Source organism: Actinomadura sp. 6K520 (assembly GCF_004349245.1).
GTDB lineage: Bacteria > Actinomycetota > Actinomycetes > Streptosporangiales > Streptosporangiaceae > Spirillospora.
In genome coordinates this window covers 1-25,222 of the sequence record NZ_SMLC01000056.1, presented here as the reverse complement: position 1 = coordinate 25,222, position 25,222 = coordinate 1, and the positions used below count along the sequence as shown (strand labels likewise).

The window sequence follows — 25,222 nt, the reverse complement described above, 5'->3', positions numbered from 1 at the left end:
CCGTTCATAGCGGCCGGGACGCGGCGAGCGGGTTGGGGACCGGGACGTAGGTGGCGCCGCGGTCGGCGGTCCGGGACCACCGGGTGCGGAGATTCGCCTTGGCGGGCAGCGGAACGCCCGCCAGCAGCGCTTTCACCTGCGGGTGGTGGTCGTGGGCGGCCACGTGCCTGCCCAGCGTCCGCCACAGCGTCCGTTCGAGATGCGGGTACAGGTCCGCTATCGCGGCGGCGATCTCGGTCAGGTGGTTCACGACGAGGCAGTAGACGACGCGGTTCCAGCCCCGGTCGGCGGCGTAGGTGAGCCCCTCGGCCACGCGGGGCGGCAGGTGGGCCAGATCCCAGCGTCCTGCGGTGAGCTTCGTCCCCTCCAGGTCGCGGAACGCGGCGTGGACGGGCATGCCGTCGGCGTCCACGCAGACCAGGACGTTCTGGAGGTGGGGTTCCAGGACGACGCCGTGGTCCAGATAGGCGCTCAGGACCGGCGGCGCGACCTGCGCCACGTAGGCGTCCCACCACGCCTGGGCGCCGTCGGGGTCCGCCATGGCCGGCAGGTCCGCCAGGAACGTGTTGGAGGGATCGGCCAGTGCACCGGCCAGGAGCGGCGTGCCGGGGAGGCCCTTGACGCCTTGGCGCAGGATGACGCTTAAGCCCTCGTACAGGCGCCGGTCGGCGAGTGTGATGCTGCGGTAGGCGGGTTCGGTGAGGAACGTGGAGTCCAGCCGTTCGAAGATGGGCGGCACCAACTCGTTGAGGGTCATCGCCCCCGTGAGTTCGTACCAGGCGTTCTTGCGGACGCAGTTGGTGATGCGGACGTCCAGGCTGAACTTGCAGAACACGTCGGCGTCCGGCAGATACACCGTCCGGACGGACGACGTGGGCACGGCCTCAATGTCGCATGGGCCGAGGTTGAGCAACAGGCCCCGCGCGAGGGCCTCCCGTAGGACGGGGTTGTCCGCCATCAGGGAGAACTGCCACGGATGGACGGGAAGCAACCTGTCTCCAGGCCGGGACGTGGGCCCGAAAGCCTCAAGGACCTTGAACGCGTCCGGGGCCCCTTCTTCGGCGAAGAGATCCTCCGGTACGGCCAGCCAGTGGGGGCGGAAGCGGGCCCGTGTCTCCGGTGCGTACGGAAGCCAGTCCGTCGGCGAGCCCTGGCGCGACTTCGCCGACGGATGGAAGCGATGCCCCGCCACGAGGGACTGCTCTGAGTCGATGTAGCGGTCGTCGGAGGCTTCGCCGCGCGCGGCGATGATCGCGGCCAGGGCGGTGTGGCTGTCGTCCACCTGGGTGAGGAACTCGGGATTGGGACGGCCGGTGGCGAGTTCCAGTTCACCGGCGACGAGGTTCGCCAGCCTGTCCCAGGGGGCCGGGATCCACTCGTCCCCGCGCCGCTCTTCATAGGGCGGTGCCAGGCGGTAGGTGGGGCCGACGGGCGGGCGGACCAGGCCGGTGCGCAGCACGACACCCGCGCGGGGCAGGCGGGCCACCAGGTGCGCGCCGTCCGGCCGCACCTGCTGCTCGGGCGCGCAGACCTCCCGGATCAGGCAGTTGAGCAGCGCGGTCGAGGTGGCGTCGTCGGCGGCGGTGCCGGGTTCTGTCAGCAGCACGTCGGGTCCCGTGGCGTGGTTGGTGGATTCGGCGTGGTCGGTGGATTGGGTGTGGTCGTGCGGTCCGGGTCGCCGGCCGCCGGCCGCCGGGCATGAGCGGTGTCACGGGCACGCGGTGTCCCGCAGGTAGTTCGGGCCCGGCGGGCCGTAGTGCTTGTTGATGTCGGCCGCGCCGGTCCGCGCCTTGTCGACGAGGGTTCCGGCGGTGACCATGGCCTTGCCGGGCAGGGCGTCCGCGTCGAGCGTGCGGGCGCGCAGGAACGTCTCGCCCGGCCCGAGGGCCTCGTCGAGCCGTTCGCGGATCATCGCGCGGCCGGTGCGCCACGGGAGGAGGCCGCGTTCGGCGAGGCCCAGGGCGGGGGCGGCGGCGCACAGGTGCAACGTGATGGTGACGAAGACGCGGGCGAGCGCCTCGTCGTCGTCGGTCGTCATCCGGCGGTCGACGAGGTCGCGCGGATCCGTGCAGGGGGACGGGGGGAGCCGCTCGCGAAGCCGGGACGTGTTGATGAGCGCCCCGTCGTTGTCCTTGACCAGGAGCCGGAGCGGAGAGTCGTCCAAGACCAGGGCGACGTTCTGCTGATGTGCCTCTAGCGCGATGCCATAGCGGAACAGCGTGACGTTCCACGAGAACAGGGCCGACAGGTAGGCGTCGAAAAGCGGGAGGACGTCCCAGCGTTCGATGACGTGACCGTTGTCCGGGGCCTCGGCCAGCAGCGCGGCTACCGGGACGATGTGCGCGCGCGCCGTCTCGGGTGGGAAGCGCCGCACGAGGTAGGCGAGGAGGGGGTCCTGCGCGTGGCCGTAGGTCTGCTCGTCCGCGAGAAGCACGGGGAGCGCGGGTTCCCGCTGGAGGACGCGGCGCAGGAGGCGTTCGACGAGCGCGCCGTCCGGAAGGGTGCCGGGCATGATCGTGCGGCGGTTGCGCACGCCTAGGGTGCTGGTCGGCAGCGGCATCTTCAGGTGGCCGAGCGGCGCGGCGGCCACCGTCCGCATCGACAGCGTGGGGGCGACCCGCAGGTACGGCTCCGGGGCGAGGACCGCGCCGGGGTGCCCGCGCACCTGCCGCGCCGCCAGTGGATGGACGGGGAACAGGGCGGCCCCGGCGGCGAGCGAGCCCAGCCCCACGTCGGCGGGAGCGGGCCACCAGTCCGGGAGCGACCCCGCGAGCGCCGGGTTCCGCACCGCGGCCCACCGCAGCGGGAACGATGGCGCGAACTCGGGCGCGTAGCGGCTCAGGTCGGCCATGGAGAGCCCCGCGCGGCCGCGGCCCAGTGGATGCACGGGATGGTCGTTGTAGGCGGCGAGGGTCTCGTAGAACGTGCCGGGGCCGGTGCGCAGCCGGTCCGGGATGCGCGCCAGGCGCCGGTGCACCGCGGCCCGCGCGTCGCTGTGGAGCCTCATGGCCGCGAGGGCGTCCAGGCATTCCCGCTCGAAGGCCGCCACGTCGTCGCGCGGGTCCGCCAGGGCGCGGACGGCGGCGAAGACGTCGCCGAGCCTGAGATCCTGCGCCGGGTCGACGACGAGGTCGGACAGGAACGCCGGACGCGCGTCCACGAGGCGTACGGAACGTCCCGGCATTTCCAGCGTCCGGTGCTCGACGCGGTGGTGCAGTCCCGCGTAGTTCTCGCGCAGGAGCGCCGTGAGGACCCGGGCCGCCAGCCGTCCTTCGATGTCGTCGCCGGTCACGCGATCGTCCAGTCGTGTGCGGCGCGGAAACGCGCCAGCGCGGCGTTCACCTGGTCGGCCGCCGGGCCGATGGCGCGGACCGTGCCCAGGTAGTCGCGATTGGTGCGGGTGACGGTGACGCTGTCCCCGACTTCACGCTGGGGGCGGTAGGCCAGACGCACTGGGCCGTCCTCCATCTGGAGGGGGCCGGGAGCCGCCGTGAGCTTGCCGGACCGGTCGGCGATGACCGGTTCGGCGACGGCATGCCGCCGCCCGGGAACCGGCCAGTCCGCGAGGGGCTCGCCCAGGTGGACCTTCAGGATCTGCTCGAACAGGGGCACGCCCAGCAGGTCGGCCAGCAGGAAGTCACAGTGGTCACCGATCAGCCGGTAGTTGACCTCGATGATGTGGGCGCGCCCTTCGTGGACGACGAATTCCGTGTGACACGCACCGAACCCGATGCCCAGGGCCTCTAGCTGCCGCAACACCTGTGGCGTCTCCGGCGGCGGCTCCACCCACTCAAGGCGCTCTTCGACGAAGAAGGGTGGCGGCGAAAGGGTCGTACGGAACGACCCCAGGACGCGGACCTCCTGCCCATCGCCGAGTGTCTCCAGCGTGTGGAGCCGCCCAGGAAGGTACTGCTCCGCCACCAGCGGGTCGTCCCGCCGTGCCGCGATCTCTTCCACGCGTGCGGTCAGCTCCACGGCGTCCTGGACGAGGAAGACGTCCTCGCTTGCCACGCCCTCACGTGGCTTGACGACGAGCGGGTACGGCGCGTCCGCGGGGACCCGGCGCGCGTCCGCCGAGAACACGGGATCGACCGGCGCCAGATGCCGCCGCATGAGGCCCTTGTTCTTCGCGCGGGTCGCCGCCCGCCAGTCCTTGCCCGGCAGCCCGAAATACGCGGCGGCCAGCGCGGCGGGTGCCTGGAGGAAGTCGCTGTTGGAGAAGATGGCCGCCGGCCCACCACCGGCCGCAGGGTCGCCACCGGCCGCGGGCCCGGCGCCGGCCGCGGCGATGATCTCCCGGTAGTCGGAGACGTCGCACTCGACGACCGGCCCGTCGAACCCGTGGCCGGCGGGACGGTCGGTCAGCAGCGTCACGTCGAGCCCCAGGCGCGCGGCGGCGGGCAGGAAGCCGTGCGTCACCGAGTCGGTCGCCTTCCCGGCGACGAGGTGGAGCGAGGCGGCCACGACAGGCCCTTCCAGGTGAGGTAAGCCTTGCCTAACTCAGGGTGATCATCATAGGGGGCGCCGGGCCGCATGCAAGAACGGCGACGTGCGTGTCCCGGCCCGTTCCGTGATCCGTCAGGATGGGGCCATGGATCTCGTCGACCGGTGGGTCGCGCTCGCGGGGCCGCACACCCGGCATATCGGAACGGAACTGGACAAGCGCTACGGCGAGCCGCACCGCCGCTACCACACGCGCGAGCACCTCACCGCGGTCCTCGACCTCGTGGACGAGCTCGCCGCACACGCCGCGTCCCCGGGCCTCGTCCGCCTCGCCGCCTGGTTCCACGACGCCGTCTACGACCCCGAACGCGCCGACAACGAGGAGCGCAGCGGCCGCCTCGCCGCCCGCATGCTCGCCGACACCGACCTCCGCGACACCGACATCGGGCAGGTCGTCCGCCTGGTCGAGCTGACCGCCACCCACGCGCCCGACGAGGACGACCGGGACGGCCAGGTCCTCTGCGACGCCGACCTCGCGATCCTCGGCGCGTCCCCCGACAGGTACGCCGCCTACGCCGCCGCCGTCCGCGAGGAGTACGCGTTCGTCCCGGACGAGTTCTTCCAAGCGGGACGCGCCCAGGTGCTCAACGGCCTACTGGCACTGCCCAGGCTCTTCCACACGCCGGCCGCACGCGAACGCTTCGAGGAACGCGCACGGAAGAACATCCAGACGGAACTGACGCTCCTCAACGCCTGAGGTGGGCCGCCTTCCGCCGCCGCAGGCCCGCCGCGGTCAGCCGCATGAGCAGCTCCTGGCAGCCGACGGCCTGCGCCCCCAGCGACACCGCCGCCCCGTAGAGCTCCGACGGGACGTCGTAGTGGTCGCGCTCGAAAGCCCGCGGCGGCATGCCCAGCTCCGCCGCGAAGACGTGCAGTTCCTCGTACGAGACATCGCTGACCATGTGCGACCACACGCGCCCGCGCGCCGGCCACAGCGGCGGATCAATGAGAATCAAGACGGCTCCGCGGGACGGGTGACCTACAGTGCCTGACAGTACACATGCGAAGGGGCATGCGGGTGGACGACATAGTCGCGCACATTCAGGCCGGTAGGGACCGGTTCGTCGCCGACCTCAAGGAGTGGCTGGCGATCCCGTCCATCTCCGGTGACCCGGCGCACGCCGGGGACGTACGGAAGTCGGCCGAGTGGCTGGCCGGGTACCTGCGAGGCGAGGGCTTCCCGACCGTCGAGATCTGGGAGACGCCCGGCCTCCCCGCCGTCTACGCCGAATGGCCCGCGGCGGACCCCGCCGCCCCCGCCGTCGTCGTGTACGGCCACCACGACGTCCAGCCGGTCGAACCGCTGGCGGAGTGGGACACCGACCCGTTCGCGCCCGTGGTGCAGGGCGACCGGCTCGTCGGGCGCGGCGCGTCCGACGACAAGGGGCAGATCTTCTTCCACACCCTCGGGATCCGCGCGTCGCTCGCCGCGTCCGGGCGGCAGGCGCCGCCCGTCACGATCAAGCTGCTGGTGGAGGGCGAGGAGGAGTCGGGGTCGGCGCACTTCGCCGACCTGCTGCGCACCCACCGGGAGCGGCTCGCCTGCGACGCCGTCGTCATCAGCGACACGACGATGTGGGCGGCGGACGTCCCCTCCATGTGCACCGGGATGCGCGGGCTGACCGACGCCGAGGTCACGCTGCGCGGCCCGTCCACCGACCTGCACTCCGGCTCGTTCGGCGGCGCGGTGCCGAACCCGCTGCACGCGATGGCGGCGCTGCTCGCCGGGCTGCACGACGCCGACGGCCGCGTCACCCTCCCCGGCTTCTACGACGACGTCGTCCCGCTCACCGACGAGGAACGGGCCCTGTTCGCGCGGCTCCCGTTCGACGAGGATGCCTGGCTGCGGGCCGCCGGCGAGAGCCGCGCCGCGCACGGCGAGAAGGGCTACAGCACGCTCGAACGGATCTGGGCGCGTCCGACGGCCGAGATCAACGGCATGTGGGGCGGGCACACCGGGCCCGGCGGCAAGACCATCGTGCCCCGCGACGCGCACGCCAAGATCTCGTTCCGGCTCGTCGCCGGACAGGACCCGGGCAAGGTCCGGGAGGCGTTCCGGCAGTGGGTCGCCGAGCGCACGCCGCCCGGCGTCGAGGCCGAGGTGCGCGTCTCCGGCGGCGGCGTCCGGCCGTGCTTCTCGCCGATCGACTCCGCCGGCGTCAAGGCCGCGCGCCGTGCGATGGAACGGGCGTTCGGCACCGAGGTGCTGTTCACCAGGGAGGGCGGCAGCGGCCCCGAGGCCGACCTCGCCGACATCCTGGACGCCCCGCTGATCTTCGTCGCGGTCGGGCTGAACGGCGACCGCATCCACGCCCCGAACGAGAAGGTCGAGATCCCGCTGCTCCTCAAGGGCGCCGAGGCCGCCGCGTACCTGTGGGAAGAACTCGCCACCGCGCTGCGCTGACACCCGTGGAGAGGAGCGGACGTTGACCGAAGGGCCGCTGGAGTGGCTGGCGCTGGCGCGCGGCACCCTCGACAGGGTCGCGCTGCACCGTCGCGACGACGCCTGGCTGGAGACCGCGTGGTCGGACCCGGGCACCCGCGTCCTCGTCGTCGAGGACGGCCGCGCGCCGGTCTCCTACGAGCCGCGGCCCGCGCTCGCCCTCGTCCCGCCGGAGCGGGCGCCGGACGGTGACCGCTGGCTCCTCGGCGTGGACGACGACGGCACCGCCTACTTCGGGACGTCCGGTCCGCTCCCCGAGATCGAGGGGACGCGGCCGGGCGGCCTCCGCCGCGTCGGCGCGCTCCTCGGCGACCGGGACTCCGGGCTGCTCACCCACGCCGTGGCGCTGGAGCACTGGCACCGCAGCAACCGGTACTGCCCGCGCTGCGGCACCGAGACGCGCCCGGCGTCCGCCGGCCACGTGCGCGTCTGCCCCGAGGACGGGTCCCAGCACTTCCCCCGCGTCGACCCGGCCGTGATCATGCTGGTGACCGACGAGGCCGACCGGATCCTGCTGGCCCGCGGCCCGCAGTGGCCCGCCGACCGCCGCTCGATCCTCGCCGGCTTCGTGGAGCCGGGGGAGTCCCTGGAGCAGGCCGTCGCGCGGGAGGTGAAGGAGGAGGTCGGGGTGCCCGTCCGGGACGTGCGCTACCTCGGCAGCCAGCCGTGGCCGCTGCCGCAGAGCCTCATGCTCGGCTTCACCGCCAGGGCCGATGGCGACGTCCCGCTGTCCCCCGACCCGGAGGAGATCACGGACGCCGCCTGGTACACCCGCGACGAACTCCGCGCGGCCATCGAGGCCGGTGACATCGTCGCCCCCGGCCCGCTGTCCATCGCCGCCCAGCTCATCATGCGCTGGTACGGCGGCGACCTCCCGCGAATGCCGGACTTCTGACCCCGGACAGCGGCCGGCCCGGCAACCTGCTCGGATGCCGGGCTCCCGGGGACGGTTCAGGCGAGGGAGGCGAGCTTCGCCTTGACCGCCTTGGCGCTGGGGTTGGTGACGGCGGAACCGTCAGGGAAAAGGACGGTCGGCACGGTCATGTTGCCGCCGTTGACGCTCATGACGAAGTCGGCGGCCTCCTGGTCGCGCTCGATGTCGACCTCGACCATCTCGATGCCGTCGCGGGCGAGCTGGCTCTTGAGTCGCCGGCAGAACCCGCACCAGGACGTCGTGTACATGGTGAGCTGGCCGATCGGGTTCTTCGCCCGGTCGGTCGTCGGCGTCGCCATCGCTCCGTCGTCTCCCTCGTTCGTTCGTACGATTCGCTCTCCGGAGAACAGTAGACGCCCGGTTCTCATTCCTCGCCGTCCGCGGCCCGCCGTTCGCGGTCCGCCGTCCACAGTTCAGCGTGCCGGGTGATGCGGGTGGTGCGGGCTGCGAGTATGGGGGGATGTTGGCTGAGTCGGTGCTGGAGGGACTCGACCCCGAACAGCGGGCGGTCGCCGAGGCGGTTAAGGGGCCCGTGTGCGTGCTGGCGGGCGCCGGTACGGGCAAGACCAGGGCCATCACGCATCGCATCGCCTACGCCACGCTGACCGGTGTGGTGACGCCGCAGCGGGTGCTGGCGGTGACGTTCACCACCCGGGCGGCGGGGGAGCTGCGCAGCAGGCTGCGGCAGCTCGGGGCGCCGGGCGTGCAGGCGCGGACCTTCCACGCGGCGGCGCTGCGCCAGCTCACCTACTTCTGGCCGCGCGTCGTCGGCGGCGAACCGCCCAGGATCATCGACTCGAAGATCGGGCTGGTGGCGGACGCGGCGAAGGCGTGCCGGCTGGCGCTCGGCCGCACCGAGCTGCGCGACGTCGCGAGCGAGATCGAGTGGGCGAAGGTCACCCAGCACCGCCCGGAGGACTACCCCGCCGCGGTCGCGCGATCGGGCCGCCGGGCCCCCGCCGACGTCGTGGACGTGGCGCGCGTCTACGCCATGTACGAGCAGCTCAGGCGGGAACGGAACCTCCTCGACTTCGAGGGGATGCTGGAGCTGACCGCGGCCGTCCTCACCGAGCACCGGGAGGTCGCGAACCAGGTCCGCGAGCAGTACCGGTACTTCGTCGTCGACGAGTACCAGGACGTCAACCCGCTGCAGAAGATGCTGCTCGACACCTGGCTCGGCGACCGCGACGACCTGTGCGTCGTCGGCGACCCGAACCAGACGATCTACTCGTTCACCGGCGCGTCCCCGTCCCACCTGCTCGACTTCACCCGCGACCACCCGGACGCGAAGGTCATCAAGCTCGTCCGCGACTACCGGTCGACGCCGCAGGTGGTGCGCCTCGCCAACGGCGTGATCGGGCAGGCGCGGGGCGAGGGGGCGATCCGCCCCGGGCTGGAGCTGGTGGCGCAGCGCGACCAGGGCCCCGAGCCGGTGTTCAACGAGTACGACGACGAGGTCGCCGAGGCCGACGACGCGGCGCGGCGGGCCCGCAAGCTCGTCGAGGAGGGCGTCCCCGCGCGGGAGATCGCGATCCTGTACCGGATCAACGCGCAGTCCGAGACGTACGAGGCGGCGCTGGCGGCCGCGGGCGTCCCCTACGTGCTGCGCGGCGCCGAGCGGTTCTTCGAGCGGCCCGAGGTCCGCGAGGCGGTGGTCCGGCTGCGCGGCGCGGCGCGGGCGGGCGCCGACGCGGAGACCGACGGGACGGGGCTGATCATGACCGTCCGGCACGTCCTGTCCGGGGCCGGGTTCTCCGACCGGCCGCCCGAGGGGGCGGGGGCGGCCCGGGCGCGCTGGGAGTCGCTCGCCGCGCTGGCCCAGCTCGCCGAGGACATGGCCGCCGACAACCCCAAGGCCGGCCTCCCCGACTTCGTCGCCGAACTGGAGGAGCGCGCCGCCGCGCAGCACGCGCCTCCGCTGGAGGGCGTCACCCTGGCGTCGCTGCATGCCGCCAAGGGCCTGGAGTGGGACGCGGTGTTCCTCGTCGGGCTCGTCGAGGGCACCCTGCCGATCATCTACGCGGAGACGCCCGCGCAGGTCGAGGAGGAACGCCGGCTGCTCTACGTGGGCGTCACCCGGGCGCGCGTCCACCTGTCGCTGTCGTGGGCGCTGTCGCGCTCGCCGGGCGGCGCGCGGCACCGCCGCCCGTCCCGCTTCCTCGGCGGCCTGACCGGCAAGGCCGCCACGCACACCCCGGCGCGCGCCGACCGGACGAAGCGCCGCGCCGCGAAGGGCCCGCTGCCGTGCCGGGTGTGCGGGCGGCCGCTGACCGCCGCCGTCGAACGCAAGCTCGGCCGCTGCGAGGACTGCCCGTCCGAACTGAACGAGGAACTCCTCATCGCGCTGAAGGAATGGCGCGCCCGGGTGTCGGCGGAGCAGAAGGTCCCCGCCTATGTCGTGTTCACGGACGCGACGCTCCAGGCGATCGCCGAGCACGGCCCCGAGTCGATGGAGGACCTCGCCCGCATCCCCGGAGTCGGGAAGGTCAAGCTCGACAGGTACGGTGACGCCGTCCTCAGTCTGTGCGGTCCTTGACCCCGGGGTGAGACCTCGCTCGCGACAACGGATACGGAAGACTGGCGGCCGTGAAGGACTCCCTGAAGGAACTGCTCGACCTACTGGACCTGGAACAGATCGAGAACGACATCTTCCGGGGCCGCAGCCCCGAGGAACGGCGGCAGCGCGTCTTCGGCGGGCAGGTGGCGGGGCAGGCGCTCGTCGCCGCCGGCCGCACCGTGCCCGCGAACCGGCCGGTGCACTCCCTGCACGCCTACTTCATCCGCCCCGGCGACCCGCTGGTCCCGATCGTCTACACCGTCGACCGGGTCCGCGACGGGCGGTCCTTCACCACCCGGCGCGTCACCGCCGTCCAGCACGGCAAGGCGATCTTCACCCTGTCGGCGTCGTTCCAGGTCGTCGAGGAGGGCCCGGCCCACCAGGCGGCGATGCCGGAGGCCCCCGCGCCCGAGGCGCTGCCGGACGGCCTGACGCGGCTGACCCCGCTGTTCGGCGAGGCCGGCGCGCGGCAGTTCGTCACCCGGCGCCCGTTCGACATCCGGCACGCCACACCGCTGAGCTGGGAGGCGGCCAAGGACCCGTCCCTGGTCTCGCCGGAGTCGATCGTGTGGCTGAAGGTCGACGGCGACCTGCCGGACGATCCGCTCCTGCACGTGTGCCTGATGACCTACGCCTCGGACATGACGCTGCTGGACACCGTCCTCCTCAACCACGGCCTGGCCTGGGGCGACAAGCGCACGATGGGCGCCAGCCTCGACCACGCGATGTGGTTCCACCGGCCGTTCCGCGCCGACGACTGGCTGCTCTACTACCAGGACACCCCGTTCGCCGGCGGCGCCCGCGGGCTGGCCCGCGGCCAGGTCTTCACCAGGTCGGGGGAGCTGGTCGTGTCGGTGATGCAGGAGGGGCTGATCCGCGTCGCGGACTCCCCGCGGCACTGAGCTGCGATACTGGTCCGCGGCCTTGATCCGCGGGACTTCCCCGAGGGGTTCGACGTCCCCCGGACCCCGCGGGTTCCGCGGAAAAAAGGTGAGGTCTCCCACGAAATCGCAGGTCAAAAATAGGTTGTTGATCGCGCGGAGTCCCCGTACTCTCGAACGCGAGCAATCAGCACGGCCGTCGGTGGATCTCGCAGGTCTCCCGCTTCGGCCCGAGTAGCCAGGAAGGTGGTGTGCAGTCCGGTGATCAGCACGTTGACGAAATCCGCGCAGTCCTGGACCGCCGCATGCCCTGGCATCTCGATCCCCGGCGCCCCGGCCGCGTATCTCGCGGAGCCCGGCGTGCGCCTGCGCGAATCCCTCGGCATGAGCGGCATGCGCGGCGGCAACCCGAGTGAAGCGCGCCTCGCGCAGCGAATCCAGGACGACCTGGGGCGGACTGTCTTCGACCACCTCATCGAGGACACGACCGTCCCGGCTCCGGCCACGGCCCACACGGGCGTCACCTTCGAGGGTGGCGTGTCGGGTCCGTATCCCTGGAGGCGACGACCGGCCTAGCAACAGGCCGGCAAGCCCCCAGGCCGCGGATCCAGACACCGGATCCGCGGCCTTCTTCTTTGTCCAGACAACCCACCGACACGCCCGTTGAGATCCAACGAGAGGAACAAGGGTGACTGTGATGCTGGGGGCTCTCGCAGTAAGCGAGGAGGACCTCACACTTCCGTGCCGGACCGACCCGGAGCTGTTCTTCGCCGAGGCTCCCGCCGACGTCGAGCTCGCCAAGGCCCTGTGCCTGGAGTGCCCGCTGCGCAAGGAGTGCCTCGCCGGTGCGCTTGAGCGCAAGGAGCCCTGGGGTGTCTGGGGCGGTGAGCTGTTCGTCCGCGGTGTGATCGTCCCGCGCAAGCGGCCGCGTGGCCGCCCGCGCAAGCACCCGCGGCCGGAGGACGTGACCGCGTGAGCGGAGGCCGGCCGTGCGAGCGGCCGGCGACCGCCGCGAACCCGGAGGCGCGGTCCGCGCGAGGACCGCGCCTCCGGACGGCCGGAGGGAACACGATGACCGTCGAGCCACGAGAGACCTGCACAGGCCGGGTTCCCGGCGAAGACGACGTGACCACGCTCGACATGACCACGCTCGACATGACCACGCTCGACATGACCACGCTCGACATGACCACGCTCGACATGACCGGGCTCGGCGCGGACCCGCCGCGGGACCCGATGCCCGTGGTCATGTCCGGCGAGCTCGCCGCCCGCGTGCGGGTGCTGCGGCGAGCGCGCCGGGACGCGGAGACGAGGGCGTCGCGCGTGCGGCGCGTCCTGCTCGCCCCGACGGCGCCGGCCGGCGGGACTCACCTGCGGGCGCCGAACCCGCACAGGCACTGAGCCCGCGTCGGTCGCAGGCCGCCGCCCGTCCTTCTTGGATGGTTTGGCGGGCGGCGGGCCTCCCGGCGGGCCCTGGAGCGCGTCCGGTGCCCCACTACACCGGGCGCGCGAACAGCGGGACCCCGCGCACCTCATCAGTGCGCGGGGTCCCGGCGTCTTCCCCGACCGGTCACGGCCGCGCGGTTCAGCCCGACACGAGCTCGGCGTCCTCGTCGTCGGCGAAGCCCGGCACCCACTTCAGCGACTCGGCGCGCGCCGGGATCTCGCACTCCAGCTGGCACAGCACGCCGGTGCCCGCCGACAGCACCCGGTGGATGATCACGTAGTCGGGCGGCAGGTTCAGCTGCCGGACGACGTTGGACGGCCGCAGGTCGGTGACCCGGGCGGCCATGTCGCGCAGCCACTCGCGGTTGAACTTGAACGTCTCGGTGACGAACGGCTCGGTGACCGGGGCCAGGAACGCCTGGAGCGACTCGGTGTCGATCTCCACGCCCGCGCGGATGAAGTCCTCCCGGCGCAGCGTCTCCTCGATCTCGTCGATGTCGGCCATCGTGCCGATGCGCAGCAGGCGGCCGAGCCGCTGCTGGAAACCGCCGGGGATGCGGTCGACGGCGCCGAAGTCGAGGACGAGGAGCCGGCCGTCCTCCAGCAGGCGGAAGTTGCCGGGGTGCGGGTCGCCGTGCAGCATCCCGGACCGCTTCGGGCCCGACAGCAGGAACCGGCAGTACAGCAGCGCCGCGTGGTCGCGGGTCTCCTGGTCCCCCTCGCTGATGATCGTCGAGAGGGCGGTGCCGTCCATCCACTCGCTGATCAGGATGTTGCCGGTCTGCGCGATGACCTCGGGGATGTAGAAGTCGGGATCGTCCGCGTAGGCCGCCCGGAAGATCATCTGGGATTCGGCCTCGATCGTGTAGTCGAGTTCCTCGGCCACCCGTTCCTTCAGCTCCGCGAGCATCGACTTGACGTCCAGGCCGGGCATCAGCACACCGAACATCCGGCCGAGCCGGGCGAGCTGGTTGAAGTCGCTGAGCAGGGCCTTCCCGGCGCCCGGGTACTGGACCTTGACGGCGACGGCGCGGCCGTCGTGCCAGACGGCGCGGTGCACCTGGCCGATGGACGCGGCGGCGGCGGGCTCGTCGTCGAAGGACTCGAAGTAGTCCCGCCAGTCCTCGCCGAGGAACTCCGCCAGCACCTTGTGGACGGTCGCGGCGGGCAGCGGGGGAGCGGCCTCCTGCAGCCGGGTCAGCGTGGCGCGGTAAGGGCCGGCGATCTCCGGCGGCAGCGCCGCCTCGAAGATCGACAGCATCTGGCCGAGCTTCATCGCCCCGCCCTTGAGCTCGCCGAGCACCTTGAACAGCTGCTCGGCGGTGCGCTGCTGGATCTCCGTGGCGACCGCCTCGGCGGGCTTGCCGAAGGTCCGCTTCCCCACGCCGAGGGCGGTGCGTCCCGCGAAGCCGATGGGGAGGGAAGCCAGCTTTGCTGACCGCGTCACCGCGCGGCGGGGAAGATCGCTCACGCGGTCCATTGTCGGTGATCGACTGTCGTTCACGCCACAATCACCTGGAACTATCGTCGGCGCCGAACCGATGCACCGCCTCGACCTGCCCAAACGTGGTAAGTGTGCGCTTTCTCACGCCCCGTGAGGGCGGCCTTGCGGGGGTCGGGGGAGGGAACCGGCGGGTCGCGCGGTACGGTGCGCAGCATGTCCGAAGAGATCGCCGGCGTGCTTCCGGTCGAACGCCGCCCCGACGGCGTCGTCGTCGTGACGCTGAACGACCCCGGCCGCCGCAACGCGATGTCGGACGAGATGACCGCCGCCTGGAAGTCGGCGATGGCGGAGCTCCGCACCGACCGGCGGGTCCGCTGCGTGGTGGTGACCGGCGCGGGCAGCGCGTTCACCTCCGGCGGCGACCTCTCCTGGCTCGCCGACACCAACGCCGTCGCCGTCCCCGCGCTGCGCGACCGGATGCTGACCTTCTACCGGACGTGGCTCGCGATCCGCGACCTCGAGGTGCCGACGATCGCCGCCGTCAACGGGCACGCCGTCGGCGCCGGGCTGTGCCTCGCGCTGGCCTGCGACCTGCGGTACGCGGCGTCCGACGCCAAGCTCCTCGCCCCGTTCACCGCGCTCGGGCTGCACCCCGGGATGGCCGCGACCTGGCTGTTCCCCGAGGTGGCCGGGCTGCCGCTGGCCCGCGAGATGCTGCTGGCCGGACGGGTCCTCACCGGCGACGAGGCCGAGCGGGGCGGGCTCGTCAACCGCGCCGTCCCGCGCGGCGACGTGCTGGACGAGGCGCTCGCCGTCGCCGGCCGCGTCGCGGCGCAGGCACCGGTCGCGACCCGGTTCACCAAGGTCGCGCTGGCGAACGGCGGCCACCCCGACATGGAGTCGGCGCTGCGCTGGGAGTCGCTCGCGCAGCCCGTCACGATGGCGTCCGCGGACATGCTGGAGGGGCTCGCGGCCCAGCGCGAGAAGCGCAGCCCGCGGTTCACCGGCGAGTGACGCCGGAGCGCCCGCCGTACCCGGCTTGACCCATCCATAAGCCGCCCCTGAAAACACAGGCGCTGACCTGCGACAACGTCAAACACCCTCTATGGGGCGCGCAAATTTTCGAGTACCGTTCAGGCGTGCCCCCTAACGTTGAGGTCCGCCGAAGCGCCAGGCGCCGGCGAACCGTGTCCGCCTACCGCGACGGCGACAAGGTGGTGGTGATGGTTCCGTCCAGGCTGAGCAAGGCCGAAGAGGAACAGTGGGTCGCGACCATCCTGGAGCGGCTCGCGGAGCGGGAGCGTCGCCGGCGCCCCTCCGACGCCGACCTGCAGGCGCGGGCCCGGGACCTGTCCCGCCGCTACCTCGCCGGCCGCGCCGACCCCGTCAGCGTCCGCTGGGTCGCCAACCAGCGCACCCGCTGGGGATCATGCACGCCGGACGACCGCACCATCCGCCTGTCCACCCGGCTGCGCGGCATGCCGGCCTGGGTCGTCGACTACGTGCTCGTCCACGAGCTCGCCCACCTGCTCATCCCCGGGCACGGCGCCGACTTCTGGGAACTCGTCGGCAACTACCCGAAGGCCGACCGCGCCCGCGGCTACCTGGAGGGCGTCGCCGCCGCCGCGCACCTGCCCCTTGAGGCGGACGCGCCCGACGACGAGTTCGGGCCCGATCCCCGCGGGATGCATCACGGCGACGGCCTGCACCCCAGCGGTGAGTACCCGCGCGAGGTCGCCGGGTGACCGACGGCACGGACACGGTGCCCGGAGCGTCGTCGCGCTTCGCCGCGGTGCTGTCCCGGCCCGGCCGCCGGACGGACGTGCCGCCCGGAATCGACCCCGACGAGTTCCGCCTCGCCCTCCTCGAAGACACCTACGAGGTCGTGGCCGGGCTCGAACTGGTGACGTCCGCCCTCGTCCTGGACCCGCCGGATCAGCCGGACGCCGAGGCCGTGACCTGGCCCGGCACGCCGATCATCCGGGAGGCGGCCCTCGACGGCGCGTTCGCGGCGCTGCACGCCCGCGGCGCCGGCGCCGCCGTGCTCGTCGCGCCGGACGCGCCCGACCTGCCGCCGCTGCTGATCGGCAAGCTGTTCCGCGCGCTCGGCAGCGCCCCGTCCGCCGCCTGCCGGGCCGACGGCGCCGCCGGGCCGGCCGGGCTCGTCGCCCTCGCCGCGCGGCTGCCGCTCCCGGACTGGCTGGCCACCGCCCTCCGGGACGTCGATCTCGACACCCCCGACGCGCTGGACCGGCTCCGCGCCGCCGCGCCGCGGCCCGGCCTCGTCCCGCAGGGACCCGCCTGGCACCGCCTCCGCACCGCCGATGACCTGCGGCTTCTCGACCCCGGCCTGGAAGGCTGGGAGAACACCCGCGCCCTCCTCGAAGGCCACCCGCTCACCCGCTGACACCCGTCCCGGGCCGTTCGGCCAGGGGGCCATGCGGGCCGGGTCATCCGGGCAGGGTGACCGCCCGTGCCACGAGCCTGCGGAGCGCGTCGTCGGTGGGTTCCGGCAGGCCGTCCACCGGGAACCAGCGGAGATCGTCCGACTCGTCGCTCACCGTGTGCCGGGCGTTCTCCGGGGCGATCGCGACGTACTGGACGTCCAGATGCCAGGTGCCCTGCGGGTGGCAGCGGACCGGGTGCCGGTCCAACTGGACGGGGTCGGGCTGCAGCCGCAGGCCCCGGATGCCGGACTCCTCCGTCGCCTCCCGCAGCGCCGCGCCCGCGAGCGTGACGTCGCCGGGCTCGCAGTGCCCGCCGAGCTGCAGCCACGCCTTGACCTTCGCGTGCAGGGTCAGCAGCACGCGGGTCCGGGACGCGTCGAGGACGGCGGTGCTGGCCGTGATGTGCCCGGCCGCGCACTCCCGCCACATCCCGTCCGCCGGATGTTCCTCCAGATGCCGGAGGAACTCCGCCCGGGTCCGCTCCTGCCCGGCATCGGGCGGTTCCCAGGACGACAGGACGCGCACGGCATCGGCGTACAGGAACCCGGGCGTCAACGACCGCGCGTCCATGGAGCGACCATCCGGGGGCCCGCTTGGAGACGTCGTCTCCGCGGGCTCTTCGGAAGTGCCGGCGTCCGCTTCCTTCCCCGCATCCGGGCGGCGGCGTCCCTTGCGCGACGCCTTCCTCACGTGCGGCCCACGCGGGGGTAGCGCGAATTGGCGGGATGGCGGCGCCGCCGCTCCTGGTCGACCGGCCGGTGCCAGCACAGGCTCGCCCGCGCGATCCGCCACCGTCCTCCAGCCCCCGCCCACCACCAATCAGTCGATGAGCATTTCATGGCGTTCGTGGACGACCCGGGCGAGTACCGGCAACCGTGCACGCGCGACTCACGTGAGCGGCTCATGCGCGGGACCCGCCGTCGTCGGGACCGTCGCCCTTGTCAGGGCCGTCGCCCTTGTCGGGACCGTCGTCCTTCTCGTCCGGCTTGCCGGGCTCCCCGTCCTCCTGGGACCTGGTGAGTTCCGACAGGTCGAGGTCGGACAGGCCCTCGATCTCCTCCCGGCCGTGCACGAAACCGTCCGGGTCGTCGAGATCGTCGGACGTGGGCAGCAGGTCGGGGTGGTCCCACACCGCGTCCCGGCCCTGGACGCCGCGCGCGTCGCCGAGGGCCCGCCACAGCGTCGCCGCCTCGCGCAGCCGGCGCGGCCGCAGTTCGAGGCCGACGAGCGTCGCGAACGTCCGCTCCGCCGGGCCGCCCGTCGCACGCCGCCGGCGCACCGCCTCGGCCAGCTTCACCGAATCGGGCAGCCGGCCGTCCGCCGCGTCGTTGACCACCGTGTCGACCCACCCCTCGACCAGCGCGAGGGTGGTCTCCAGCCGGGCCAGCGCCGCCTTCTGCCGCGGCGACTCCTCCGGCTGGAGCTGGATCTCGCCGCCGAGCGCCTCCTGGATCGCCTCCGGGTTGCTCAGGTCGAGGCCCTGGACGGCCTGCTCGATGCCCGACAGGTCGACGGTGATGCCGCGCGCGTACTCCTCGACCGCGCCCAGCAGGTGCGAACGCAGCCACGGGACGTGCGCGAACAGCCGCTGGTGGGCGGCCTCCCGGAGCGCCAGGTACAGCCGGATCTCCTCGCCGGAGATCTCCAGGCCCGACCCGAACGCCTCGACGCCCGCGGGCAGCAGCGCGCCCACGCCGTCCGGCGCGAGCGGCAGGCCCACGTCCGCCGAGCACGTCACCTCGCGGGCCAGCGCGCCGAGCGCCTGCCCGGCCTGGCCGCCGACCATCGCCCCGGCCATCTGCTTGACCATCCCGATCAGCGGGCCGGCCATCGCCTGCATGTCCGCGGGGATCTCGCCGCCGCCGAGCGCGCCGCCCATCGAGTCGACCATGCGGATCGCGATCGGGTCGCACACCTTCGCCCACACCGGAAGCGTCTGCTCGATCCACTCGGACCGGCTCCACGCCTGCGGCGTCCGGATGCCGGCGGGCAGCGTCGTCTTCTCGTCCAGCCACAGGTCGGCCAGGCGCAGCGCCTCCTCGACCTGGCGCCGCTCGGTGTCGACGACCGACGGGTCGCCCTGCTCCACCACCTGGTGCCGCGCGATGTTCTTGGCCAGATCCCAGTTCAGGGGGCCGCCGCCCGCGCCGCCCGCACCCTGACCGCCGATCATGTCCGCGAACCGGTGCAGCATGTCGGCGAACTGCGCCATGTCGCCGCCCATGCCCTTGAATGGATCCTGGGGCCGGTCGTCGTCTCCGTCGCCGGGACGGTTGAAGCCGAAGGGAGTGTCACTCATCGGATCGCCCCTGGGATGCATGATGGGCTCATATCCGCAACGTTAGCCGGTCACGGCAAGGTCGCGTACACAAGGAAGGGGGCACCCCCGTGGTAACGGGCAAGGTTCGCCCTCGGCGTAGCAAGGGCCCGGTCGTCGCCGTCACCGGCGCGGCCACCGGAACGGGGCGGCTGCTCGCCGCCCGGCTCGCCGAACGGGAAGAGATCCGCAAGGTCGTCGCCATCGACGCGCACCGCGGCGACGTGCCCGGGGTCACCTGGCGTGTCGTGGACATCCGGGACCCGCTGCTGCCCGGCCGGCTCTCCGACGTGGACGTGGTCGTCAACCTCGACGTCGAGCACTCCCCGGACGCCGCCCCCCGCGACCGCCGCACCCACAACGTCCGCGGCGCCCAGACCGTGGTGACCGCCGCCGCGGCCGCCCGCGTCCGCCGGGTGGTCCTCGTCACGTCCACGATGGTGTACGGCGCCGCGCCCGGCAACGAGCTCCCCCTCCCCGAGGACGCGCCGCTGCTCGCCGAGGCCGACGCCAGCGTCGCGGGCGACTTCCTGGAGATGGAGGAACTGGCCGCGACCGCGCCGGCCACCCACCCCGGCCTGGACGTCACCGTCGTCCGCCCCGCCGCGCTCGCCGGCCCCGGCGTCGACACCGTCGTCACCCGCCACTTCGAGGCGCCCCGCCTGCTGACGGTCAAGGGCAGCTCGCCCGGCTGGCAGTTCTGCCACATCGAGGACCTCGCCTCCGCCCTGGAGGTCGTCGTCGCCGCCGAGATCGAGGGGCCCGTCGCCGTGGGCTGCGAGGGCTGGCTCGGCCCCGCCGAGGTCACCGAGATCACCGGTAAGCGGACCTTCGAACTCCCCGCCGCCCTCACCTTCGGCACCGCGCAGCGCCTGCACCGCCTCGGCATGACCCCGGTCCCCGCCACCGACCTGCACTACGTCGCGTACCCGTGGGCGGTCGACTGCGCCCGCCTCCGCGCCGCGGGCTGGAAACCGCGCTACGACAACGCGGCCGCGTTGCGCGCCGTCATGGCGGAGACCGCGGGACGGCACGCCGTCGTCGGACGCCGCGTGGGCGGCAAGGAGGCCACGGTCGCGACCGCCGCCGGCGCCACCGTCGCCGCACTGGGCGCCGCGGCCGCCCTCCGCCGCGCCCGCAGACGCCGCGCCAATCCCTGACCACCAAGGTCCACCGGTGGCCTTGACCTGCGGCGTGTCGTTGATGCGAAAACCGACTCGGCCCGCCTCCCGGGAGGGAGGCGGGCCGAGTCGTTCCTTCTTGTGCGAGTGCTAGTTCTCGGTCGGGGTGGGGGAGGGCGACGGGCTCGGTGAGGACGCCGGCCTCTCCTGGCCGGCCGCGGCCAGGGCCGCCTGCGCGTCCTTGATCCGCTTCCAGGCGTCGCCCATCGCCGGGTAGTCGCCGTTCTTCTGCGCGGCCTCGTAGTCCGACACGGCCTTCTGCAGATCGCCGATCGCCTTCTGCGCGGCCGCGCTCAGCTGCGGCGGCTGGTCCCCGCCTTCCGTGCCCTGCTCCGGTGGCGGCGGTGGCGCCGACGACGAACCGCCGAGCACCTGCTTCAGCGCCTCGTCGAGGGTGTCGGCGGCGGCGATGCTGTCCCCGTACCTCACCAGGATCTTGCCGAGGATCGGGTACGGCTGCTGCTCCGTGCCGCCCGCCGCCATCGTGTACATCGGCTCCACGTACAGCAGGCTCCCGCCGAACGGGATCGTCAGCAGGTTCCCGGGCACGGTCTTCGTGCCGCCCTGTCTCAGCGCGAACAGGTCGGCCTTCACCTGCGTGTCCGTCTCGAACGAGTTCTGCACCTGCCCCGGACCCGCCGGTTGCGCGTTCCGCGGCATCTGCAGGATCTGGATCTGCCCGTAGTCGCGGCCCGGTGTGGACCCGACCGCCATGAAGGCCGCCAGCTGCGGGTTGTTACTCGGGTTGAACACCGTCGTCAGCGAGAACGACTCGGCGTCCTGGCCCGGCATCCGCAGGCTCTGGTAGTACGGCGGCTGCCGCTTGCCCTTCGCGGACGGGTCCTGCGGCACCTCCCAGAAACCCTCGCCGTTGTAGAACGCCGACGGGTCCGTGACGTGGTACTTCGCGAGGACCTTCCGCTGCACCTTGAACAGGTCCTGCGGGTAGCGGAAGTGCGCCTCCAGCTCGGGCGGGATCGACGAACGCGGCTGGACGGTGTCGTCGAACACCTTCATCCACGTCTTCGTGATCGGGTCGTTCTCGTCCCACTGGTACAGGTGCACGGTCCCGTCGTAGGCGTCCACCGTCGCCTTGACCGAGTTCCGCATGTAGTTGACGTGGTCGTCGGTCTGCCGCGCCACCGCCGACCGCGTGTCGGTGATGGTGTCGCGGGTCGCGTCGTCGAGGCTCGTCTCCTCCGAGTACGGATAGTTGCTGGTCGTCGTGTAGCCGTCCAAGATCCACAGGATCCGGCCGTTCACCACCGCCGGGTACGGGTCGCCGTCGAGGGTGAGCCACGGCGCGGCCTTCTGCACCATCTCCCGCGGCGCACGGTCGTACAGCAGCTTCGCGTCGTTGTTGATCGCGCCGGACAGCAGGAGGTTCTTGTCCTGGAACTTCGTCGCGTACAGCAGCTTGTGGAAGAACGAGTCGATGGCGACGCCGCCCTGCCCGTCATAGGTGCTGCTCTGCTGCCCCGACTCGCTGTTGTCCGGGTAGTTCAGCTCCTGCTGGCCCGCTCCGCCCACGACCGAGTACGTCGCCGAGCGCTCCCCGAAGTAGATCTCCGGCCGGTCCAGCTTGATCTTCTGCTCGGGGGAGACCGGCATGTTCTTGGTGACGAAATCGGGCACGTTGCCGTCGGCGAAGCGGTCACCGAAGGCGGACACGAACCCGTAGCCGTGCGTGTAGACCATGCGGTCCTTCACCCAGCTCCGCTGCCCCGCGGGCGCCCCGGACAGCTCGCGCAGCGCCACGACCGTGTCGACCAGCTTGCCGTCGATCTGGTAGCGGTCCACGTCCAGCGTGTCCGGGAACCGGTAGAAGGGCCTGATCCGCTGAAGCTGCTGGAACGTCTCGCCCACGACGTTCGGGTCCAGGACCCGGACACCGCCGAGCCGGTCGGCCTCCTGCTGCAGCTTCTCCTTGTCGGTCACCGGTTCCTGCCCGTACTGGACGACCTTCGCGCCGTCCACCCCGTAGGCGCGGCGCGTCGCCTCGATGTTGCGCGAGATGTACTCGCGCTCCTTAGCCAGCTGGTCCGGCTTGACCTGGAACTGCTCGACCAGCAGCGGATACAACCCGCCGAGCAGGATCGCCGACAGCACCAGCAGCGTGAACCCGACGCCGGGCAGCATCATCCCGCGGCGCAGCAGGTTCGAGAAGAACATCGCGGCGCAGATCAGCGCGATGACCGCGAGGATCGTCTTGGCCGGGATCAGCGCGTTCACATCGGTGTACGACGCGCCGGCCGTCACCCCCCGCTCGGAATGCACCAACCCGTACCGGTCGAACCAGTACGCGATGGCCTTCAGCAGGATGAACACGCCGAACAGCACCGAAAGGTGTGCGCGCGCGGGCGGGCTGGCCTTGTCGCCGGGGCCCTGCAGCCGCAGGCCCCCGTACAGGTAGTGCACCATCACCGCGGCCACGATCGACAGGATCACCGTCGCGAAGACCACGCCGATGATGAGCCGCAGGAACGGATACGTGAAGACGTAGAACGAGACGTCCTTGTTGAACTGCGGGTCCTTCACGCCGAACGGCGTCCGGTTCAGGAACGCCAGCCACACCGGCCACTGCCCCGCCACCGACGAACCCGTCAGCAGGCCGAGCACGCCCAGCATCGACCAGGCGATCAGCCGGCGGCGCGGATCGATGACCGCGCGGTAACGCTCCAGGCCCTGCTGCTCCACCGACAGCGGCCGGTACGCGGGCCGCAGCCGGTACGCCACCGCGACGTTCGCGCCCACCACCAGCGTCATGAACAGCGCTGCCCCGAAGAACAGCACCACCTTCGCCCGCAGCTGGGTCGTATAGACGTCCGCGAACCCGATGGAGCGGTGCCACAGCAGATTCGTATAGACCGACGTGAACACCAAGAACACGGTCAGCAACACGGCCAGCACCACCAGTATCGGTAGCATCAGCCGCGTCCGTCCGGTGCCGAGCCGGCGCCCGAAACCGGGAGTCCGGAAGGTCAAGAGGGCCCCTCCGATCGAGATCTCGCTCACCGGCCGCCCGCCGGTCCTGTAGATGCAACTTACCGACTCACGCGGGGGTTCCCGCACCTCCCCGCACCGAATACGGGGAAGATGGGCCCGTGAGCCTTCTGGAAGAAGTAGTCCTGGATCTTGAACGTCATTCGGCCCAGGAGGGCTGGGACGGTGCGCCACGGCTGTACGCGCTCGTCCGCAGCACCGAACTGCGCCGCGCCGAACCCGACCTCGCCGATCAGCTCGGCCTGCCTCCCGATGCGGACACTCTAGCCGCACTGGAACAACCCGCCCTCCCCGAGCGGGACGGCGTCGAAAGCGCCCTCGCCTCCATCGCCTGGCCCGACGCCGTCGAAGGATGCGCCCTCGTCATGGAACGGGTCGTCCTCCCGCCCGAAGCCGAGGACGACATCCCCGAGGACGAGGCCGAGGCCGCCGAGTTCGCCGCGACCCACCCCGGACGCGAGGACGTGCGCATGGTCGTCGGCGTCCTCCGCGACGGGCACCGGCACGCCGCCCTCCGGCTCCGCCGCCACGACAGCGACGACGAGGTCCTCACCGGCCCCGACCTCGTCCCCGCCCTCGCCGAAGCCCTCGCCGCCACCTTCGAACCGGACGAAGCCGAGGAGGGGTAGCCTGCGGACTGTGAGCCACGACGATGTAGACCCAGACGGTGCCGGCCGCGACGGCGTCATCCGGCTGATCGGCGTCCGCGAGACGCCGCTGTCCATCGACGAGGTGTTCGCCGCCGTCCGCGCCCCCGGCGCCGGCGGCATCGCCGTCTTCGCCGGCACCGTCCGCGACAACGACCACGCCCGCGCCGTCACCGGCCTGTCCTACAGCGCCCACCCCACCGTCGAGCAGCAGCTCCGCGCCGTCATGGAGAAGGTCGCCGCCGACCACCCCGTCACCGGCCTCGCCGCCGTCCACCGCGTCGGCGACCTGCGGATCGGCGACATCGCCGTCATCGTCGCCGCCGCCGGCCCGCACCGCGCCGAAGCGTTCGCCGCCGGCCGCCGGCTCATCGACGACCTCAAGGCGCAGGTCCCCATCTGGAAGCACCAGACCTTCGCCGACGGCGGCGACGAATGGGTCGGCGCCTGCTGACCGCCGAGACCGCATAGAGTTTCCGGCATGTCCCGTCGTGCCGTCACCCTCACCGTCGCGAGCGTGATCATCCTCCTGCTCGCCGTCGTCGGCTCGGTCATGCCGGTGCCGTACGTGGCGCTGACACCCGGACCCACGAAGAACACCCTCGGCACCGACGACGACGGCCGGCCGCTCATCAAGATCGACGGCCGGCGGACCTACCCCGACGAAGGCCACCTCAACTTCACCACCGTCACCTACCGCGGCGGCCCCGGCGGACGCATCGACCTGTTCACCGCCCTGACCGGCTGGCTCGACGGCGACACCGCCGTCGTCCCCGAAGAGACGATCTTCCCCAAGGACGAGTCGCAGAAGCAGGTCGAGCAGGAGAACACCCGCCAGATGCAGAACTCCCAGCAGAGCGCCGAAGCCGCCGCCCTGCGCGAGCTCGGCGTCACCGTCACCACCCGCGTCGTCATCGAAGACGTCCAGCCGAACCGCCCCGCCGCCGGCGTCCTCAAACCCGGCGACGAGATCACCGCCGTCGACGGCACCAAAGCCACCGGCGTCACCCAGATCGTCGACGCCATGGCCGCCCACGACATCGGCGACACCGTCAACGTCACCTACAAGCGCGCCGGCAAAGAACACGAGGCCGCCCTCAAAACCGTCGCCGACCCCACCGGGCAGCGCGCCGTCGTCGGCATCGTCCTCGCCGACCAGTACAACTTCCCCTTCAAGATCGACATCAGCGTCGGCGACATCGGCGGCCCCTCCGCCGGCCTCATGTTCAGCCTCGCCATCGTCGACAAACTCACCCCCGGCTCCCTCACCCAGGGCAAATTCATCGCCGGCACCGGAACCATCACCCCCGACGGCGAAGTCGGCGCCATCGGCGGCATCCAGCAGAAAATGATCGCCGCCCGCCAAGCCGGCGCCACCATCTTCCTCACCCCCGCCGACAACTGCCCCGACGCCCGCAC

General features: G+C 72.3%; 24 protein-coding genes. 15 read left to right on the top strand and 9 right to left on the bottom strand.

The window, feature by feature from the left end:
* Positions 1–4: 4 nt before the first annotated feature.
* The 3 genes from E1289_RS17055 to E1289_RS17045 all read right to left on the bottom strand — a co-directional run bounded on the left by E1289_RS17055 (position 5) and on the right by E1289_RS17045 (position 4,464).
* Entirely contained in the window at positions 5–1,606 is a 1,602-nt protein-coding gene (locus tag E1289_RS17055; protein WP_131981226.1) for an IucA/IucC family protein, read from the bottom strand.
* 102 nt (positions 1,607–1,708) lie between these two features.
* Positions 1,709–3,292, bottom strand: a complete 1,584-nt coding sequence (locus E1289_RS17050; protein WP_131981224.1) for an IucA/IucC family protein — start codon at positions 3,290–3,292, stop codon at positions 1,709–1,711.
* Complete coding sequence (locus tag E1289_RS17045) at positions 3,289–4,464, bottom strand: ATP-grasp domain-containing protein (RefSeq protein WP_131981222.1); 1,176 nt, start codon at positions 4,462–4,464, stop codon at positions 3,289–3,291. Before E1289_RS17045 ends, E1289_RS17050 begins: the two co-directional genes overlap by 4 nt.
* 127 nt (positions 4,465–4,591) lie before the next feature.
* Between E1289_RS17045 and E1289_RS17040 the strand changes: the two genes are divergently transcribed.
* A complete protein-coding gene (locus tag E1289_RS17040) occupies positions 4,592–5,200 on the top strand; it encodes a metal-dependent phosphohydrolase (RefSeq protein WP_131981220.1) in 609 nt (202 codons plus the stop codon).
* On the opposite strand, the gene E1289_RS17035 is transcribed toward E1289_RS17040, so the two are convergent.
* Positions 5,190–5,459 (bottom strand): DUF4031 domain-containing protein, encoded by a 270-nt coding sequence (locus E1289_RS17035; protein ID WP_131981218.1) that lies wholly within the window; start codon positions 5,457–5,459, stop codon positions 5,190–5,192. The genes E1289_RS17040 and E1289_RS17035 overlap by 11 nt on opposite strands.
* 62 nt (positions 5,460–5,521) lie before the next feature.
* Between E1289_RS17035 and E1289_RS17030 the strand changes: the two genes are divergently transcribed.
* Both E1289_RS17030 and nudC read left to right on the top strand, forming a co-directional pair.
* The gene (locus E1289_RS17030; protein WP_243712867.1) at positions 5,522–6,907 is read left to right on the top strand and encodes a dipeptidase; all 1,386 of its coding nucleotides are present in this window, start codon (positions 5,522–5,524) and stop codon (positions 6,905–6,907) included.
* A gap of 22 nt (positions 6,908–6,929) precedes the next feature.
* Positions 6,930–7,841, top strand: a complete 912-nt coding sequence (nudC, locus tag E1289_RS17025; RefSeq protein ID WP_131981216.1) for an NAD(+) diphosphatase — start codon at positions 6,930–6,932, stop codon at positions 7,839–7,841.
* 56 nt (positions 7,842–7,897) lie between these two features.
* On the opposite strand, the gene E1289_RS17020 is transcribed toward nudC, so the two are convergent.
* Positions 7,898–8,179, bottom strand: coding sequence for a mycoredoxin (locus tag E1289_RS17020; protein WP_131981214.1), 282 nt, complete (start codon positions 8,177–8,179; stop codon positions 7,898–7,900).
* A 161-nt stretch (positions 8,180–8,340) separates the two neighbouring features.
* On the opposite strand from E1289_RS17020, the gene E1289_RS17015 reads away from it, so the two are divergent.
* The 5 genes from E1289_RS17015 (at position 8,341) to E1289_RS16995 (ending at position 12,719) form a co-directional block, all read left to right on the top strand.
* Positions 8,341–10,416, top strand: coding sequence for an ATP-dependent DNA helicase UvrD2 (locus tag E1289_RS17015; RefSeq protein WP_131981212.1), 2,076 nt, complete (start codon positions 8,341–8,343; stop codon positions 10,414–10,416).
* A gap of 50 nt (positions 10,417–10,466) precedes the next feature.
* The gene (gene tesB, locus E1289_RS17010) at positions 10,467–11,339 is read left to right on the top strand and encodes an acyl-CoA thioesterase II (protein ID WP_131981210.1); all 873 of its coding nucleotides are present in this window, start codon (positions 10,467–10,469) and stop codon (positions 11,337–11,339) included.
* Positions 11,340–11,579: 240 nt separating this feature from the next.
* Positions 11,580–11,894, top strand: coding sequence for a hypothetical protein (locus E1289_RS17005; protein ID WP_131981208.1), 315 nt, complete (start codon positions 11,580–11,582; stop codon positions 11,892–11,894).
* Between the two features lie 121 nt (positions 11,895–12,015).
* Positions 12,016–12,294, top strand: a complete 279-nt coding sequence (locus tag E1289_RS17000) for a WhiB family transcriptional regulator (RefSeq protein ID WP_131981206.1) — start codon at positions 12,016–12,018, stop codon at positions 12,292–12,294.
* 95 nt (positions 12,295–12,389) lie between these two features.
* Positions 12,390–12,719 carry a hypothetical protein gene (locus tag E1289_RS16995; RefSeq protein WP_131981204.1) on the top strand — a complete coding sequence of 110 codons (330 nt, stop codon included), beginning with the start codon at positions 12,390–12,392 and terminating at the stop codon, positions 12,717–12,719.
* Positions 12,720–12,903: 184 nt separating this feature from the next.
* Here E1289_RS16995 and E1289_RS16990 read toward each other — a convergent pair whose 3' ends face one another.
* Complete coding sequence (locus E1289_RS16990; RefSeq protein ID WP_243712866.1) at positions 12,904–14,235, bottom strand: AarF/ABC1/UbiB kinase family protein; 1,332 nt, start codon at positions 14,233–14,235, stop codon at positions 12,904–12,906.
* A 186-nt stretch (positions 14,236–14,421) separates the two neighbouring features.
* Between E1289_RS16990 and E1289_RS16985 the strand changes: the two genes are divergently transcribed.
* From E1289_RS16985 to E1289_RS16975, 3 genes are all read left to right on the top strand, one after another.
* A complete protein-coding gene (locus tag E1289_RS16985; RefSeq protein WP_131981200.1) occupies positions 14,422–15,222 on the top strand; it encodes an enoyl-CoA hydratase-related protein in 801 nt (266 codons plus the stop codon).
* A gap of 173 nt (positions 15,223–15,395) precedes the next feature.
* Positions 15,396–15,953: a M48 family metallopeptidase gene (locus tag E1289_RS16980; protein ID WP_131981254.1), complete on the top strand. Its 558-nt coding sequence runs from the start codon at positions 15,396–15,398 to the stop codon at positions 15,951–15,953.
* On the top strand, positions 15,950–16,615 hold the full coding sequence (locus tag E1289_RS16975; RefSeq protein WP_243712865.1) for a hypothetical protein: 666 nt from the start codon (positions 15,950–15,952) through the stop codon (positions 16,613–16,615). The genes E1289_RS16980 and E1289_RS16975 overlap by 4 nt, the downstream gene beginning before the upstream one ends.
* 43 nt (positions 16,616–16,658) lie before the next feature.
* Here the strand turns inward: E1289_RS16975 and E1289_RS16970 are convergent, their stop codons facing one another.
* Positions 16,659–17,225, bottom strand: a complete 567-nt coding sequence (locus E1289_RS16970) for an NUDIX hydrolase (protein ID WP_131981198.1) — start codon at positions 17,223–17,225, stop codon at positions 16,659–16,661.
* Between the two features lie 331 nt (positions 17,226–17,556).
* Positions 17,557–18,954 carry a zinc-dependent metalloprotease gene (locus E1289_RS16965; protein ID WP_131981196.1) on the bottom strand — a complete coding sequence of 466 codons (1,398 nt, stop codon included), beginning with the start codon at positions 18,952–18,954 and terminating at the stop codon, positions 17,557–17,559.
* A gap of 89 nt (positions 18,955–19,043) precedes the next feature.
* Between E1289_RS16965 and E1289_RS16960 the strand changes: the two genes are divergently transcribed.
* Positions 19,044–20,132, top strand: a complete 1,089-nt coding sequence (locus tag E1289_RS16960; protein ID WP_131981194.1) for an NAD-dependent epimerase/dehydratase family protein — start codon at positions 19,044–19,046, stop codon at positions 20,130–20,132.
* Positions 20,133–20,243: 111 nt separating this feature from the next.
* On the opposite strand, the gene E1289_RS16955 is transcribed toward E1289_RS16960, so the two are convergent.
* The gene (locus E1289_RS16955) at positions 20,244–23,081 is read right to left on the bottom strand and encodes a UPF0182 family protein (protein ID WP_243712864.1); all 2,838 of its coding nucleotides are present in this window, start codon (positions 23,079–23,081) and stop codon (positions 20,244–20,246) included.
* A 176-nt stretch (positions 23,082–23,257) separates the two neighbouring features.
* Here E1289_RS16955 and E1289_RS16950 point away from each other — a divergent pair, with 176 nt between their 5' ends.
* The 3 genes from E1289_RS16950 to E1289_RS16940 all read left to right on the top strand — a co-directional run.
* Positions 23,258–23,785 carry a PPA1309 family protein gene (locus E1289_RS16950; protein WP_131981190.1) on the top strand — a complete coding sequence of 176 codons (528 nt, stop codon included), beginning with the start codon at positions 23,258–23,260 and terminating at the stop codon, positions 23,783–23,785.
* 58 nt (positions 23,786–23,843) lie between these two features.
* The gene (locus E1289_RS16945) at positions 23,844–24,257 is read left to right on the top strand and encodes a molybdenum cofactor biosynthesis protein MoaE (protein WP_207929007.1); all 414 of its coding nucleotides are present in this window, start codon (positions 23,844–23,846) and stop codon (positions 24,255–24,257) included.
* A 27-nt stretch (positions 24,258–24,284) separates the two neighbouring features.
* Positions 24,285–25,222 (top strand): PDZ domain-containing protein (locus tag E1289_RS16940; RefSeq protein WP_131981186.1); only part of this gene is annotated, 938 nt, incomplete at its 3' end.